Below are 15,019 nucleotides of genomic sequence, written 5' to 3' on the forward strand. Positions count from 1 at the left end.
CCCGGGCATCGGCGCCGACATGTGGATCATGGGCCTGGCCTTCTCCGGCTTCGGCACCATCCTCGGCTCGGTCAACTTCATCACCACGATCATCTGCATGCGCGCCCCCGGCATGACGATGTTCCGCATGCCGATCTTCGTGTGGAACGTGCTGCTGACCGGTGTCCTGGTCCTGCTCGCCTTCCCGGTCCTCGCGGCCGCGCTGTTCGCCCTGGAGGCGGACCGCAAGTTCGGCGCCCACGTCTTCGACGCCGCCAACGGCGGTGCCCTGCTGTGGCAGCACCTCTTCTGGTTCTTCGGCCATCCGGAGGTGTACATCATCGCGTTGCCGTTCTTCGGCATCATCTCCGAGGTCATCCCGGTCTTCTCCCGCAAGCCGATGTTCGGTTACACGGGTCTGATCGGCGCGACCATCGCGATCGCGGGTCTGTCCGTGACGGTGTGGGCGCACCACATGTACGTCACCGGCGGTGTGCTGCTGCCGTTCTTCTCCTTCATGACGTTCCTCATCGCCGTACCGACCGGTGTGAAGTTCTTCAACTGGATCGGCACGATGTGGAAGGGCTCGCTGTCCTTCGAGACACCGATGCTCTGGGCGACCGGCTTCCTGATCACCTTCACCTTCGGTGGTCTGACCGGTGTCATCCTGGCCTCGCCGCCGATGGACTTCCACGTCTCCGACTCGTACTTCGTGGTGGCGCACTTCCACTACGTCGTCTTCGGCACCGTGGTGTTCGCGATGTTCTCCGGCTTCCACTTCTGGTGGCCGAAGTGGACCGGCAAGATGCTGGACGAGCGCCTCGGCAAGATCACCTTCTGGACGCTGTTCATCGGCTTCCACGGCACGTTCCTGGTCCAGCACTGGCTGGGCGCCGAGGGCATGCCGCGTCGTTACGCCGACTACCTGGCGGCCGACGGCTTCACCGCGCTCAACACGATCTCCACGATCAGCTCGTTCCTGCTCGGCATGTCGATCCTGCCGTTCTTCTACAACGTGTGGAAGACGGCCAAGTACGGCAAGCCGGTCGGCGTCGACGACCCGTGGGGCTACGGCCGCTCCCTGGAGTGGGCGACGTCCTGCCCGCCGCCGCGCCACAACTTCATCACCATGCCGCGGATCCGCAGTGAATCCCCGGCGTTCGACCTGCACCACCCGGAGATCGCCGCTCTCGACCAGCTCGAGAACGTCGGTCACGGCGAGAAGGCCATCGCTGGTGGCAAGGAGGCCGGCAAGTGAAGATCCAGGGCAAGATGTTCATGTGGCTGAGCGTCTTCGTCCTCGCCATGGCTGTGGTCTATGGCGTGTGGTCGAAGGAGCCGGCCGGTACCACGGCCCTCTTCCTGACCTTCGGTCTGTGCATCATGATCGGCTTCTACCTCGGCTTCACGGCCAAGCGGGTGGACGTCGGCGCACAGGACAACAAGGAGGCGGACGTCGCGGACGACGCCGGCGAGGTCGGGTTCTTCAGCCCGCACAGCTGGCAGCCGCTCTCCCTGGCCATCGGCGGCGCCCTCGCCTTCCTGTCGATCGCGATCGGCTGGTGGCTGATGTACTTCTCGCTGCCGATCATCCTGATCGGCATCTGGGGCTGGGTCTTCGAGTACTACCGCGGTGAGAACCGCACCCAGTAACCCGCGCCGAGCGCCGCAGGGGCCCGGACACTCCGACAGGAGCGTCCGGGCCTCTGTCTTATGCCGTAACGCATGTCACTCGTACGAGTCGCTCGGCGTGCCACTGTTGACGCCGGTTCCTAGCGTGAGGTCATGAGCCACACAGTGATCTCCCGCCCACGCACCGTCGTCAGCTGCACGTTGCTGTTGATAGCCCTCAGCGCGGGCGTCACGGCTTGCGGCTCCGACGGCAACCCGCTGGCCGCCCGCCCCTACGACGCGGCGGACCAGATCTCCTTCAACGCCCCCGACGGCGACCGCAAGAAGGCCGACCCGGACAAGCCCCTGGAAATCGTCGAGGACTCCGACGGGCGCATCACGGACGTCACGGCCCACGACGCCTCAGGACGCTACGTGGCGGGCGAACTCGCCGCCGACGGCAGCCGCTGGCACAGCACCTCCCCGCTCGCCGCGAACGCCAGCTACACGGTCCGCGTGAGCACCGAGGACGAGGACGGGGCTCCCGGCCGCAAGGTCGTCACCTTCGACACCGGCAAGCCCACCACCCAGAAGCGCCTGGATGTCACCTTCGGCCCCAAGACGGGCACCTACGGCGTCGGCCAGCCCGTCACCGCCGAGCTGAGCCAGCCCGTCAAGGACACGGCCCAGCGGGCCGTCGTGGAACGCGCCCTCAAGGTCTCCTCCACGCCCGCCACGGACGGCGCCTGGCACTGGGTGGACGACAAGAAGCTCCACTACCGCCCGAAGGACTACTGGCCCGCCCAGGCCACCGTCCAGGTCCGCAGCAACCTGCAGGGCATCAAGATCGGCGACCGGATGTGGGGCGGCAAGGCCAAGCCGCTGACCTTCACCACCGCGGACAAGCTCATAGCCGTCACGGACGCCGCCGCCCACCAGATGACCGTCTACAAGAACGACGAGATCGTGAGGCAGATACCGGTCACCACGGGCATGCCGGGCTACGACACCCGCAACGGCGTCAAGGTCGTCCTGGCCAAGGAGGGCACCGTCCGCATGACCAGCGCCAGCATCGGCGCCTCGGACTTCTACGACCTGGTCGTGCACCACTCGGTCCGGGTCACCAACAGCGGCGAGTACGTCCACGCCGCGCCCTGGTCGGTCGGGTCCCAGGGCTACGCCAACGTCAGCCACGGCTGCACCGGCATGAGCACCGAGAACGCCGCCTGGTTCTACGACACCGTCCGCGAGGGCGACATCGTCAAGGTCATCAACTCCGGCGGCGACATGATGGCGCCGTTCGGCAACGGCTACGGCGACTGGAACCTCGACTGGGCGAAGTGGCGCACCGGCAGCGCCCTCCTGGGCGGCACCCCGGACGGCCCGACGGAGGCGGACAGAGCCCGTCTACGCCCTCAGAGCGTCTGACCTGAAGGGGCGCGGGGCTGTGACTGTGACATCTGCGGCTCCGCCGCGGGGCGCGAACAACCTCCACGCGCCCGCAGCCGCCGCACAACAAGGCGAACCGACCCCCTAGGCGTTCAAAGCCGCCTTGTCCCGCAACAGCGAAGCCAGGGCAGCGGCGAACTCCACCGGCTCCACCGGCAGGGTCACCGCGGACTCGGCCCGGCTCCAGGTCGCGAGCCACGCGTCCTGGGGCCGCCCGATCAGCAGCAGCACCGGCGGACAGTCGAACACCTCGTCCTTGATCTGCCGGCAGAGCCCCATGCCCCCCATCGGCACGGCCTCCCCGTCCAGCACACAGACGTCGATCCCACCCCGGTCCAGCTCCGTGAGCACCGCGGCGGGAGTCGCGCACTCCACGAACTCCACCACGGGGACATCCGGAGCCGGCCTCCGTCCCGTGGCGAGCCGCACCTGCTCGCGGGTGTTGGAGTCGTCGCTGTAGACCAGCACCGTGGCGGTCGGCTGCATTGTTCCTCCGTGACGTCAACGTCGTAAGGACAGGCCCGTTGGGCCGGATGCTACTCCCTTGAACACCACGTCAACACCGGTACGACCGGTGAAGACACTCCGAACGGCACCCCCCGGAGTGAGGGCGGGATAAGCGACCGACATAATGTCGGTCGTGGCGACAGCAACGACAGTAGAAACCGGGCACGCGCACCCGTCGGTCAACCGGCCGAACCTCACCAGCGTCGGAACCATCATCTGGCTGAGTTCCGAGCTGATGTTCTTCGCGGCCCTCTTCGCGATGTACTTCACCCTGCGATCGGTGACGGGTCCCGATCACTGGAAGGAGATGGCTGCCCATCTCAACTTCCCGTTCTCGGCGACGAACACCACCATCCTGGTGCTCTCCTCCCTCACCTGCCAGCTCGGCGTCTTCGCCGCCGAGCGCGGTGACGTGAAGAAGCTCCGGATGTGGTTCATCGTCACGTTCGTGATGGGTGCGATCTTCATCGGCGGTCAGGTCTTCGAGTACACGGAGCTGGTCAAGGACGCGGGCCTGTCCCTGTCCTCCGACCCGTACGGCTCGGTGTTCTACCTGACCACCGGCTTCCACGGCCTGCACGTGACGGGCGGTCTCATCGCCTTCCTGCTGGTCCTGGGCCGGACCTACGCGGCCCGGAGGTTCACCCACGAGCAGGCGACGGCCGCGATCGTCGTGTCCTACTACTGGCACTTCGTCGATGTCGTCTGGATCGGTCTCTTCGCCACGATCTACATGATCAAGTAGCAGGGCCCGCATCCGCGCGTGCTCGACGAAGCGCGCATCCCAGAAGCATCGACGCAGAAGATCCTGACACCGGGGTAATCCGTGAAAAAGCTCTCCGCACGACGACGCCACCCGTTGGCGGCGCTCGTCGTCCTACTCCTCGCGCTGGCATGCACCGGGGGGCTGTACGCCGTGTTCGCACCCGCGGACAAGGCGCAGGCCGACGAAACCGCCCAGTCCCTCACCATCGAGGAGGGCAAGAAGCTCTACTCGGTCGGCTGCGCCAGTTGCCACGGCACCGGCGGTCAGGGCACCACCGACGGGCCGAGCCTGGTGGGTGTGGGCGCCGCGGCCGTCGACTTCCAGGTGGGCACCGGCCGGATGCCGGCCGCCACCTCCCAGGGCCCCCAGGTCCCGGAGAAGAAGAACATCTACTCGCAGGCCGAGATCGACCAGCTCGCGGCGTTCATCGCCTCGCTGGGTGCCGGTCCGTCCGTCCCGACGGAGGAGCAGTACGGCCCCGAGGGTGCCGACATCGCCAAGGGCGGTGAGCTGTTCCGCACCAACTGCGCGCAGTGCCACAACTTCACCGGCAAGGGCGGCGCGCTGACGCACGGCAAGTACGCGCCGGACCTCGAGGGCGTCTCCCCGAAGCACATCTACGAGGCCATGCAGACCGGCCCGCAGAACATGCCGTCCTTCCCCGACACCACGCTGTCGGAGAAGAACAAGAAGGACATCATCGCGTACCTCGACGCGGTCAACAGCGAAAAGACCGAGAGCCCCGGCGGCCTCGAACTGGGTGGCCTCGGGCCGGTCAGCGAGGGCCTGTTCGGCTGGATCTTCGGTCTCGGCGGTCTGATCGCCGTCGCCGTGTGGGTCGCCGCCCGGACCGCAAAGGCCAAGAAGTCATGAGTAGCCAAGACATTCCAGAAGAGAACCTGCCTGCCGCGCAGTCCGCAGGACATGACGAGCACGGGCACGGCGCGGTGAGCGTCGCGGACGACAAGCACCCGTTCGCCGACCCGGGCCTGCCGCCCCACGAGCACCGGATCCAGGACATCGACGAGCGGGCCGCCAAGCGGTCCGAGCGTTCGGTCGCCCTGATGTTCACGGTGTCGATGCTGGCCACGGTCGCCTTCATCGCCTCGTTCGTGGCGATCCCGGTCGACAAGTCGGTCTACATCTTCCCGCTGGGCCACATCAGCGCGCTGAACTTCGCGCTGGGCATGACGCTCGGCATCGCGCTGTTCTGCATCGGCGCGGGCGCCGTCCACTGGGCCCGCACTCTGATGTCCGACGTGGAGGTCGCCGACGAGCGGCACCCGATCGAGGCGACGCCCGAGGTCCGCGAGAAGGTCTTCGCCGACTTCAAGCAGGGCGCCAAGGAGTCCGCGCTCGGCCGTCGCAAGCTGATCCGCAACACGATGCTCGGCGCGCTCACGCTGGTGCCGCTCTCCGGCGTCGTGCTGCTGCGCGACCTCGGTCCGCTGCCCGGCACCAAGCTCCGCCACACGCTGTGGTCCAAGGGCAAGCTGCTCGTCAACATGAACACCAACGAGCCGCTGCGTCCGTCCGATGTCGCGGTCGGTTCGCTGACCTTCGCCAAGCCCGAGGGCCTGGAGGAGCACGACCACGACTTCCAGAACGAGATCGCCAAGGCCGCCCTGATGATCGTCCGGATCCAGCCGGAGGACATCAAGGACAAGCGCGAGCTCGAGTGGTCGCACCAGGGCATCGTCGCGTACTCGAAGATCTGCACCCACGTCGGCTGCCCGATCTCCCTGTACGAGCAGCAGACGCACCACGTGCTCTGCCCCTGCCACCAGTCCACCTTCGACCTCTCCGACGGAGCCCGAGTGATCTTCGGTCCCGCCGGTCACGCCCTGCCGCAGCTCCGCATCGGCGTGAACGACGAGGGCTACCTCGAGGCGCTCGGCGACTTCGAAGAGCCCGTCGGCCCTGCTTTCTGGGAGCGCGGATGAGCACTGCACAGACACGCCGCAAGGCACCCGCGGGTGAGCGGGTCGCCGACTGGGCCGACGGCCGTCTCGGGATCTACTCCCTGGCCAAGGCCAACATGCGCAAGATCTTCCCGGACCACTGGTCCTTCATGCTGGGTGAGATCTGCCTCTACAGCTTCATCATCATCATCCTCACGGGCGTGTACCTGACGCTGTTCTTCCACCCGTCGATGAACGAGGTGGAGTACCACGGCAGTTACGTCCCGCTCCAGGGGCAGCTGATGTCGGAGGCGTTCGCCTCCACGCTGGACATCAGCTTCGACGTCCGCGGCGGTCTGCTCATCCGGCAGATCCACCACTGGGCGGCGATCATCTTCCTCGCCGGCATGTTCGTGCACATGATGCGCGTCTTCTTCACCGGCGCGTTCCGCAAGCCGCGCGAGATCAACTGGCTGTTCGGCTTCCTGCTGTTCGTCCTGGGCATGTTCACCGGTTTCACCGGCTACTCGCTCCCGGACGACCTGCTCTCCGGCACCGGTGTCCGCTTCACGCAGGGCGCGATCCTGTCCATGCCGATCGTGGGCACGTACATCTCGATGTTCCTGTTCGGCGGGGAGTTCCCGGGCACCGACTTCGTCGCCCGGTTCTACTCGATCCACATCCTGCTGCTGCCGGGCATCATGCTCGGGCTCGTGGTCGGCCACCTGATCCTGGTCTTCTACCACAAGCACACCCAGTTCGCGGGTCCCGGCCGGACCAACAAGAACGTCGTCGGCATGCCGCTGCTGCCGGTCTACATGGCCAAGGCCGGAGGCTTCTTCTTCCTGGTCTTCGGCGCCATCGCGGCCATCGCCGGCATCGCGACCGTCAACCCGATCTGGGTCCTGGGCCCCTACCGCCCCGACCAGGTGTCGACCGGCGCCCAGCCCGACTGGTACATGGGCTTCGCCGAGGGTCTGGTCCGCGCCATGCCGGGCTGGGAGATCAACCTCTGGGGTCACACGCTCGTGCTGGGCGTGTTCATCCCGCTGGTGCTGTTCGGTCTCTTCCTCGCGATCATCGCCCTGTACCCGTTCATCGAGTCGTGGGTCACCGGGGACAAGCGCGAGCACCACATCCTGGACCGGCCGCGCAACGCCCCGACCCGCACCGCTGTCGGTGTCGCGTGGGTCACCGGCTACATCATCATGCTGATCGGCGGTGGCAACGACATCGTCGCCACGCACTTCCACATGTCGATCAACTCGGTGACCTGGTTCGTCCGGATCGGGTTCTTCGTCGGACCGGTCATCGCCTTCATCGTCACCAAGCGCATCTGCCTCGGCCTGCAGCGCCGGGACAAGGAGAAGGTGCTGCACGGCCGCGAGTCGGGCATCATCAAGCGCCTGCCGCACGGTGAGTTCATCGAGGTGCACGAGCCGCTCAGCCAGGAGCAGATGTACACGCTCACGGCGCACGAGCAGTACAAGCCGGCCGAGATCGGCCCGACGGTCGACGAGAACGGTGTCGAGCGCAAGGTGAAGGGCTCCGAGAAGCTGCGCGCCAAGCTCAGCGACGCCTACTACGGCGAGGGCGCCCAGATCCCGAAGCCCACCGCCGAGGAGTACCGGGAGATCACGAGCGGCCACGGCCACCACTGATCGACTGCTTCGCCACGCCACACGAGGGGCCTCGTCCGATCGCCGGACGGGGCCCTTCGTCCTGCCCGGGGCTGGATAGGGTGGACCTCGTTGAGACTCTCGTCCCGTAGTCCGGGACGCCTGACCCTGGAGCGGCTTATGAGCGCTGTGACCCCCGCTGGAGGCGACACCGCGGCGGGCCGCTCCTGGCCCCTGCTGCTGAACGGCCTGCTGGACGGCAGGCACCTGAGCGCGGACGACACCGCCTGGGCGATGGACCGGATCATGCGCGGCGAGGCGACCGAGGCGCAGATCGCCGGGTTCGTCGTGGCCCTGCGCGCCAAGGGCGAAACCGTCGAGGAGATCAACGGCCTCGTCCGCACGATGTACGCGCACGCCAACGTGATCGAGGTGCCCGGGGCGACGGTCGACATCGTCGGCACCGGCGGTGACGGCGCGAAGACGGTCAACATCTCCACGATGTCGTCCATCGTCGTCGCCGGCACCGGGGCGAAGGTCGTCAAGCACGGCAACCGGGCCGCGTCCTCGGCGTCCGGGGCCTCCGACGTGCTGGAGAAGCTCGGGGTCAACCTGGAGCTGCCGCTGCACCGGGTCGCGGAGGTCGCCGAGGAGGCCGGGATCACCTTCTGCTTCGCGGTGAAGTTCCACCCGGCGCTGCGCCACGCGGGCGCCGCCCGCGGGCAGTTGGGCATCCGCACGGTGTTCAACGCCCTCGGCCCGCTCACCAACCCGGCCCGGGTCCGCGCCCAGGCGGTCGGCGTGGCGGACCCACGCATGGCGCCCATCGTCGCGGGAGTCTTCGCCGAGCGCGGCAACTCGTCCCTGGTCTTCCGGGGCGACGACGGCCTCGACGAGCTGACCACCACGGCCACCTCCCGGGTGTGGACCGTCCGGGACGGCAAGGTCACCGAGGAGGCCTTCGACCCGCGGGACGTGGGCCTCGAACTGGTCCCCGTGGAGGCGCTGCGCGGCGCCGACGCCTCCTACAACGCCGAGGTCGCCCGCCGCCTGCTGGACGGCGAGACCGGCCCGGTCCGCGAGGCGGTCCTGCTGAACTCGGCGGCGGCGCTGGTGGCCCTGGAGCCCACCGCCGCGCCCCTGGCCGAGCAGATCCGCGCCGGGATGGCGAAGGCGGCCGAGTCGATCGACTCGGGCGCGGCGAAGCGCACGCTGGAACGCTGGGTGGCCGCGAGCAACGCCTAGCGGATCCCGTAGCCGAAAGGACCGGCGTCCCGCGATCCGGACTCGGGTTGCGGGACGCCGATCTTTTCGCGTACGTTCCTGAACAGGTCATGAGTGACAGTCATGAGGCCCCGGCCGACTGTCCGGCAACCCTCCGTCCGTGGCGGGGTGCCCCGGGTGAAGACCGGGTCGTAGGCAGCGAGGTCTACGGCAAGCGCGTGACGAGGAGTCTTCCGTGAACCAGCGAATGCGATAGGGCCGCAGAGCCCCGCCTCCGCATCCCCCTTTTTCTTTCACCCCCCGCTTGAGCCGCACGCGCTCGCGGGCGGATTCCACCTGCCTTCACGGGAGTTCCGTCATGTCTGTCTCCACCCTTGCCGCCGAACAGTCCGTTTGTGCCCCGCTGCCCGTTCTGGGGCGAGACGTCACCGTGCCGCTCGTGACCGGTGGTGAGGTCACCTACGCCGCGCTCGACTACGCCGCGAGCGCCCCGGCGCTCCAGCGGGTCTGGGACGACGTCGCCGCCTACGCGCCGTACTACGGCAGCGTGCACCGCGGTGCCGGTTACCTGTCCCAGCTGTCGACCGACCTGTTCGAGAACGCCCGCCGGACCGTGGCCGAGTTCCTCGACTGCCGCGAGGACGACCAGGTCGTGTTCACCCGGTCGACCACCGACTCCCTCAACCTCCTCGCCGCCGCGATCCCCGCCGACTGCCGGGTCTTCGTCTTCGAGACCGAGCACCACGCCTCCCTGCTGCCCTGGCAGGACGCCCGCGTCACCTACCTCGACGCCCCCCGCACCCCCCGCCAGGCCGTCGAGACCCTGGAGCGCGCCCTCGCCGACCGGGACCCCTACGGCCCGGCCCTGGTGTGCGTCACCGGCGCCTCCAACGTCACCGGCGAGCTGTGGCCCGTGCGGGAGCTCGCGGCGGCCGCGCACGCCCACGGCGCGCGGATCGTGCTGGACGCCGCCCAGCTGGCCCCCCACCACCCCGTGTCCGTCGCGGACCTCGACGTCGACTGGGTCGCCTTCTCCGGGCACAAGCTGTACGCGCCCTTCGGCTCGGGCGTCCTGGCCGGGCGGGCCGACTGGCTGCGCGAGGCCGAGCCGTACCTCGCGGGCGGCGGCGCCAGCCGCAAGGTCAGCCGGCGTGAGGACGGGGGAGTGGACGTGGAGTGGCACGACAGCGCCGCGCGCCACGAGGCCGGCTCGCCCAACGTCATCGGCGCCTACGCCGTCGCCTCGGCCTGCAAGGCGCTGAGCGAGGCGGGCTTCGACACCCTCGTCGCCCGTGAGCAGCACCTGGTCCGCACGGTGCGCGACGGTCTCGCCGACGTCCCCCAGGTGCGGTTCCTGTCCCTCTTCGGGGACGACGCGCCGCGTGTCGGCGTGCTCTCCTTCGTCGTCGAGGGCTGGAACAGCTCCCACTTCGCCGCCGCCCTGTCCGCCGAGTACGGCATCGGCGTACGGGACGGGCTGTTCTGCGCCCACCCGCTGCTGCGCACGCTGCTCGGCAGCGACCCGCAGGCGCAGGGCGAGTGCGGGTCGCCCGAGTCCGAGCCCGGGGAGAGGTCGCTCAACGCCATCCGGGTCAGCTTCGGCGCCGGCACGCCCGACGAGCACGTGGAGCGGTTCGTGCGGGCGGTGAGGGAGCTCGTGACGGTCGGAGCGAAGTGGAACTACCGCACGCAGGACGGCCGCTGCGTGCCGGACACCTCCGCCTGAGTCGGTCGTCGCCTGAGCCGGTCGTCGCCGGGGGCGGTCGTCGCCGGGGGCGGTGGCCACCGGGGGCGGCGACCGCCAGGACAGGCCCTAGTTGTCCAGCCCGATCGAGAACGCCGCCTCCAGGTCGTGCTGCGAGTACGTGCGGAACGCCACGTGCGTGTCGGTTCCCTCCACCCCGGGGATCTTGCTGATCCGGCCCGGGATGACCTCCGCCAGGTCCTCGTGCTCCTTCACCCGGACCATCGCGATCAGGTCGTAGGTGCCGGTGACGGAGAAGACCTCGCTGACGCTGTCCAGCGCCGCGATCGACTCGGCGATCTCGGGGATCCGGTCCACGCTGGTCTTGATGAGGACGATCGCGGTGATCACGGTTGGTTCTCTCCCTCGGGGGCCGGAGCAGGGGCGGCCTTCACTCTAGTGGGGCCGGTGGGGCGGCCGTAGCGGACCGACGCGTAGCCGAAGCCCAGACCGAATCCGATCAGATGGGCGAGATAAGCGACCCCCGGCCCGTCCGAGGCCCGTCCCGCCGCCAGCCACTGCAGCGCCGCCCAGAACGGCAGGACGACCCACGCCGGGAAGCGCACCGGCAGGAAGAACAGGAACGGCAGGAGACTGGTCACCCGGGCCCGGGGGAACAGGTACAGGAACGCGCCGAGGACCGCCGAGATCGCCCCCGAGGCGCCGACCAGGGACTGCTCGGAGTCCGCGTTGGCGACGGCGTAGCCCAGCAGGGCCAGGTAGCCGCAGCCGACGTAGAACAGGGTGAACTGCACCCGGCCCATCCGCTCCTCGGTCATCGCCCCGAAGACGTAGAGGAAGAGCATGTTGCCGAGCAGGTGGACCCAGCTGCCGTGGACGAAGAGCGCCGTCGCGGGGGTGAGGGCCGACCCCGCGGACCCTTCGAACAGTTCTGCGGGGATCACTCCCCAGTGCCGGAAGTAGGCCCGCTGCACGGCGAGCACCTCGTCGCCGGTGCCGTACGCCGGGTTGAGTCCCGAGGCGGGTCCGGCCAGGAAGGCCGTGCAGCACAGGGCGATCAGTGCGTACGTCACCGGCGACGAGGACCCCCGGACCGATCGGCCTGCCCGGATGATCGACGCGCTCCACTTGCTGATCATGACCACAGAGCATGACGTAACCGGACGCAACCGCACAGACCGCCTCGCCGCCGTGGACGCGCGGGCGGCGAGGACCCGCCAGGCCGTAGGGTTACGAGCCACACGCACCGGGGATGCCGGTCGCGTCACGGACACTAGAAGGAAAGAGAACAGGTCACGATGACGGTTCCCCTGCCGACCGCCGAGACGCGGTGGCGCTGCACCCTCTGCGGCAACCTCACGAGGTTCGACGTGACCCGCTCGTCGAAGGTCGTCGAGTACGTCCACCTCGACCTGGCCGGAGAGCCGAAGGTCGAGGAGCGCGAGGTGCTCAGTGAGACCATCGAGTCGGTGCGCTGCCGCTGGTGTAACGCGGTGGACCAGGTGGAACTCGTGGACAGGCCGGGCGCCGGCTCCTGACGGGAGCAGGCCCCGCACAGGCATTGGGGTGTGACGGATGGTGGAGACCACGGGCGGGGGGCCGGGCGACGGCGCCGCCGAGGTGCTCGACCGTCCGCTGCCCGACGGCGTGCGCCGCAGGGTCGTGCAGATCGTCTCCGACGGCTTCGGCTCGCTGACGGTCGGCGAGCTGCCCGCACAGCTCAGGCAGTACGCCCGGTTCGCGCCGAACCGCCGGGCGAAGTTCGCCGGCAACGCGATGGCGGCCGCGCTGGAGACGGATCCGCTGTTCCGGCAGCGCATCGGGGAGAAGCTCAGAGAGGCCCAGCCGGAGCTGACCGGCGCCCTCGACTCAGGCTCCCCGCCCCCGGCCGCGGACCCGCTCGACGTGGCGGCCGCGGCCTACGTACTGCGGCCACCCGGCTGGGTGAAACTGGTGGCCGCCGCCGGCGAGGAGGCTCAGCGGGCCGACGCCGAACGCGCCGACGAGGAGAGCCGGGCCGAACTGGAGCGGCTGCGCGCCGAACTCGACCGGGCCCGTGACCACACCCGGGCCGAGACCGAGCGGCTGCGCACGGAGCTGGAATCGGCCAAAAGGGAAACCGAGGCGCTGCACCGCAAGCTGCGCGCCGCCCTCAGCGACGTCAAGCGCGGCGAGGCGGCCCTGCGCAAGGCGCACGGCGAGATCGACGCCGTCCGCGCCGAGGGGCACGCCCAGGTGTCCGCCGCCGAGAGCGAGACCCGGCGGCTCAAGTCCCGGCTGAGCGAGTCCGAGGCCGCCCTGGAGGCCGCGCGCCGGGCCGCCCGCGAGGGCCGCAGCGTCGAGGACATGCGGGTACGGCTGCTGCTGGACACCCTCCTGGACGCCACCCAGGGGCTCCGCCGCGAACTGGCCCTGCCCCCGGTGTCGGTGCGCCCCGCCGAGACCGTCGACGCCGTCGAGCCGGGCCGGATGTCCCCGAAGGACATCGCCGCCCGCGCCCTGTCCGAGAACGACCCGCAGGTCCTGGACCAGCTGCTGGCGCTCCCGCAGGCCCATCTCGTCGTCGACGGCTACAACGTCACCAAGACCGGCTATCCGCAGATGCCGCTGGAGAAGCAGCGCCTGAGGCTGCTCGGTCAGCTCTCCCAACTGGCCGCGCAGAGCGGCGCCGAGGTGACCTGCGTCTTCGACGGCGCCGAGCTCGCCGCACCGGTGCTGCTGGCCCCGCCGCGCGGTGTGCGCGTGCTGTTCTCGAAGCCGGGCGTCACCGCCGACGAGCTGATCCGCCAGCTGGTGCGCGCCGAACCGCCGGGGCGTCCGGTCATCGTGGCGTCCACCGACCGCGAGGTCGCCGACGGCGTGGCCCGGGCCGGTGCCCGCCCGGTGGCCTCGGCCATGCTGCTCAAGCGCCTTTCGCGTGCCTAAGGGGCGTACGCCCGCTGTGTAACCTCCGGGCGCGATGCCCGGATTGGTGAGGCCGGTGGGCCACGGTGAGTCAAATGGGTCTCACCGCCTGTGAGTCCAGGGGAAAAGATGGCCTACCGTGACGCAATTTTTCATCTGAGGATTTGAACTGATCACAGGAAGGTCACTAGGGTCGGGCCCAACCTCCGCTCGGGTGATCACTCATCGGGAGAGACGGCGGAGGGGCCAGAAGGAGCTTTTCACCCGTGGCGTCCCACCGTCGTCCTAAGCAGCCGAGTCGCGCACGTGTGACCGTGCTGACCACAGCCGCCGCCGCTGCCGTCGCCTTCAGCTCGCAGGCCGCCAACGCGGCCCCCAGTGAGAAGCCGAGCAAGGACGAGGTCAAGGCCAAGGTCGACAAGCTCTACGAGGAGGCCGAGCAGGCCACCGAGAAGTACAACGGGGCCAAGGAGAAGCAGGAGAAGCTCCAGAAGGAGATCTCCACCATCCAGGACAACGTGGCCCGCGGCCAGGAGGAGCTGAACGAGCTCCGCGACAGCCTGGGTCTCGCCGCCGCCTCGCAGTACCGCACCGGCTCCATCGACCCCTCGGTCCAGCTCTTCCTCTCCGCCAATCCCGAGGACTACCTCGACAAGGCCTCCACGCTCGACCAGTTGAGCAGCCAGCAGGTCGAGGCGCTGAAGAAGGTCCAGGAGAAGCAGCGCGAACTCGCCCAGGAGCGCGCCGAGGCCTCCGAGAAGCTCAAGGACCTCGCCTCCACCCGGACCGAACTCGGCAACAAGAAGAAGGAAGTCCAGGGCAAGCTCGCCTCCGCGCAGAAGCTGCTCAACAGCCTCACCGCCGCCGAGAAGGCCGCACTCGCCGCCGAGCAGAGCCGCGCCAGCCGGGCCAGCGAGCGCGACGCCCTCGACGTCGACGTCCCGCCCGGCTCGGGCCGCGCCGCCGCCGCGTTCGCCTTCGCCCAGAGCCAGCTCGGCAAGCCCTACGTCTACGGCGCCACCGGCATGAGCTCCTTCGACTGCTCCGGCCTCACCTCCCGGGCGTACGCCTCCGCCGGCATCCAGATCCCGCGCACCTCCGAGGCCCAGTCCCAGATCGGCACCAAGATCTACTCGACCAGCCAGCTCAAGGTCGGTGACCTGGTCTTCTTCTTCAACGACCTGCACCACGTCGGCCTCTACGCCGGCAACGGACAGATCATCCACGCCCCGCGCACCGGCACGGTCGTCCGCTACGAGTCGATGAGCACCATCGGCGGCCCGTTCATGTTCGGCGTCCGGGTCTGACCCCGCTCCTCGAAGCTCGCGCGTTCGTCCCTAAGTCCCCTCGGCGC

Annotated in this window: 15 protein-coding genes and 1 riboswitch; of the genes, 12 read left to right on the forward strand and 3 right to left on the reverse strand. The window is 69.0% G+C overall.

Features of this window, described 5'->3' with window-relative positions; translation table 11 throughout:
• The 3 genes from ACFY5B_RS15655 to ACFY5B_RS15665 form a co-directional block, all read left to right on the forward strand.
• On the forward strand, window positions 1–1,237 hold a 1,237-nt coding region (locus ACFY5B_RS15655; RefSeq protein ID WP_389969219.1), incomplete at its 5' end, for a cbb3-type cytochrome c oxidase subunit I.
• The gene (locus tag ACFY5B_RS15660) at window positions 1,234–1,632 is read left to right on the forward strand and encodes a cytochrome c oxidase subunit 4 (protein WP_389969221.1); all 399 of its coding nucleotides are present in this window, start codon (window positions 1,234–1,236) and stop codon (window positions 1,630–1,632) included. The genes ACFY5B_RS15655 and ACFY5B_RS15660, both read left to right, overlap by 4 nt.
• 132 nt (window positions 1,633–1,764) lie before the next feature.
• Window positions 1,765–3,018 carry an Ig-like domain-containing protein gene (locus ACFY5B_RS15665; protein WP_389969223.1) on the forward strand — a complete coding sequence of 418 codons (1,254 nt, stop codon included), beginning with the start codon at window positions 1,765–1,767 and terminating at the stop codon, window positions 3,016–3,018.
• A gap of 105 nt (window positions 3,019–3,123) precedes the next feature.
• Here ACFY5B_RS15665 and ACFY5B_RS15670 read toward each other — a convergent pair whose 3' ends face one another.
• Complete coding sequence (locus ACFY5B_RS15670) at window positions 3,124–3,525, reverse strand: hypothetical protein (RefSeq protein WP_389969225.1); 402 nt, start codon at window positions 3,523–3,525, stop codon at window positions 3,124–3,126.
• Between the two features lie 145 nt (window positions 3,526–3,670).
• Here ACFY5B_RS15670 and ACFY5B_RS15675 point away from each other — a divergent pair, with 145 nt between their 5' ends.
• The 6 genes from ACFY5B_RS15675 (at window position 3,671) to ACFY5B_RS15700 (ending at window position 10,782) form a co-directional block, all read left to right on the forward strand.
• Window positions 3,671–4,291, forward strand: a complete 621-nt coding sequence (locus tag ACFY5B_RS15675; protein WP_020272940.1) for a heme-copper oxidase subunit III — start codon at window positions 3,671–3,673, stop codon at window positions 4,289–4,291.
• An 81-nt stretch (window positions 4,292–4,372) separates the two neighbouring features.
• Window positions 4,373–5,185: a c-type cytochrome gene (locus tag ACFY5B_RS15680; RefSeq protein WP_389969227.1), complete on the forward strand. Its 813-nt coding sequence runs from the start codon at window positions 4,373–4,375 to the stop codon at window positions 5,183–5,185.
• A complete protein-coding gene (locus ACFY5B_RS15685; protein WP_389969229.1) occupies window positions 5,182–6,255 on the forward strand; it encodes a Rieske 2Fe-2S domain-containing protein in 1,074 nt (357 codons plus the stop codon). The genes ACFY5B_RS15680 and ACFY5B_RS15685 overlap by 4 nt, the downstream gene beginning before the upstream one ends.
• Window positions 6,252–7,874, forward strand: a complete 1,623-nt coding sequence (locus tag ACFY5B_RS15690) for a cytochrome bc complex cytochrome b subunit (protein ID WP_389969231.1) — start codon at window positions 6,252–6,254, stop codon at window positions 7,872–7,874. The genes ACFY5B_RS15685 and ACFY5B_RS15690 overlap by 4 nt, the downstream gene beginning before the upstream one ends.
• A gap of 138 nt (window positions 7,875–8,012) precedes the next feature.
• Entirely contained in the window at window positions 8,013–9,077 is a 1,065-nt protein-coding gene (gene trpD / locus ACFY5B_RS15695; protein WP_389969233.1) for an anthranilate phosphoribosyltransferase, read from the forward strand.
• Between the two features lie 85 nt (window positions 9,078–9,162).
• A riboswitch (SAM riboswitch) is annotated at window positions 9,163–9,279 on the forward strand.
• 135 nt (window positions 9,280–9,414) lie between these two features.
• Window positions 9,415–10,782 (forward strand): aminotransferase class V-fold PLP-dependent enzyme, encoded by a 1,368-nt coding sequence (locus tag ACFY5B_RS15700; RefSeq protein ID WP_389969235.1) that lies wholly within the window; start codon window positions 9,415–9,417, stop codon window positions 10,780–10,782.
• A gap of 87 nt (window positions 10,783–10,869) precedes the next feature.
• Here ACFY5B_RS15700 and ACFY5B_RS15705 read toward each other — a convergent pair whose 3' ends face one another.
• A complete protein-coding gene (locus tag ACFY5B_RS15705; RefSeq protein ID WP_030848030.1) occupies window positions 10,870–11,151 on the reverse strand; it encodes an Lrp/AsnC family transcriptional regulator in 282 nt (93 codons plus the stop codon).
• A complete protein-coding gene (locus tag ACFY5B_RS15710; RefSeq protein ID WP_389969238.1) occupies window positions 11,148–11,900 on the reverse strand; it encodes a rhomboid family intramembrane serine protease in 753 nt (250 codons plus the stop codon). The genes ACFY5B_RS15705 and ACFY5B_RS15710 overlap by 4 nt, the downstream gene beginning before the upstream one ends.
• A gap of 159 nt (window positions 11,901–12,059) precedes the next feature.
• Here ACFY5B_RS15710 and ACFY5B_RS15715 point away from each other — a divergent pair, with 159 nt between their 5' ends.
• The 3 genes from ACFY5B_RS15715 (at window position 12,060) to ACFY5B_RS15725 (ending at window position 14,972) form a co-directional block, all read left to right on the forward strand.
• Window positions 12,060–12,299 carry a hypothetical protein gene (locus ACFY5B_RS15715; RefSeq protein WP_003989675.1) on the forward strand — a complete coding sequence of 80 codons (240 nt, stop codon included), beginning with the start codon at window positions 12,060–12,062 and terminating at the stop codon, window positions 12,297–12,299.
• Between the two features lie 37 nt (window positions 12,300–12,336).
• Entirely contained in the window at window positions 12,337–13,686 is a 1,350-nt protein-coding gene (locus ACFY5B_RS15720) for an NYN domain-containing protein (RefSeq protein WP_389969240.1), read from the forward strand.
• A gap of 245 nt (window positions 13,687–13,931) precedes the next feature.
• Window positions 13,932–14,972, forward strand: a complete 1,041-nt coding sequence (locus tag ACFY5B_RS15725) for an NlpC/P60 family protein (protein ID WP_389969242.1) — start codon at window positions 13,932–13,934, stop codon at window positions 14,970–14,972.
• Window positions 14,973–15,019 lie beyond the last annotated feature (47 nt).

Origin of the sequence: Streptomyces sp. NPDC013187, from assembly GCF_042899705.1 — a bacterium.
Lineage (GTDB): Bacteria > Actinomycetota > Actinomycetes > Streptomycetales > Streptomycetaceae > Streptomyces > Streptomyces hawaiiensis_A.

Bases quoted from the DNA above. Each gene is read 5' to 3' on its own strand.
- ACFY5B_RS15675 (WP_020272940.1), top strand. From the start codon at position 3,671: ATGTCGGTCGTGGCGACAGCAACGACAGTAGAAACCGGGCACGCGCAC.
- trpD (WP_389969233.1), top strand. From the start codon at position 8,013: ATGAGCGCTGTGACCCCCGCTGGAGGCGACACCGCGGCGGGCCGCTCC.
- ACFY5B_RS15700 (WP_389969235.1), top strand. From the start codon at position 9,415: ATGTCTGTCTCCACCCTTGCCGCCGAACAGTCCGTTTGTGCCCCGCTG.
- ACFY5B_RS15670 (WP_389969225.1), bottom strand. From the start codon at position 3,525: ATGCAGCCGACCGCCACGGTGCTGGTCTACAGCGACGACTCCAACACC.
- ACFY5B_RS15665 (WP_389969223.1), top strand. From the start codon at position 1,765: ATGAGCCACACAGTGATCTCCCGCCCACGCACCGTCGTCAGCTGCACG.
- ACFY5B_RS15715 (WP_003989675.1), top strand. From the start codon at position 12,060: ATGACGGTTCCCCTGCCGACCGCCGAGACGCGGTGGCGCTGCACCCTC.
- ACFY5B_RS15710 (WP_389969238.1), bottom strand. From the start codon at position 11,900: ATGATCAGCAAGTGGAGCGCGTCGATCATCCGGGCAGGCCGATCGGTC.
- ACFY5B_RS15690 (WP_389969231.1), top strand. From the start codon at position 6,252: ATGAGCACTGCACAGACACGCCGCAAGGCACCCGCGGGTGAGCGGGTC.
- ACFY5B_RS15720 (WP_389969240.1), top strand. From the start codon at position 12,337: ATGGTGGAGACCACGGGCGGGGGGCCGGGCGACGGCGCCGCCGAGGTG.
- ACFY5B_RS15685 (WP_389969229.1), top strand. From the start codon at position 5,182: ATGAGTAGCCAAGACATTCCAGAAGAGAACCTGCCTGCCGCGCAGTCC.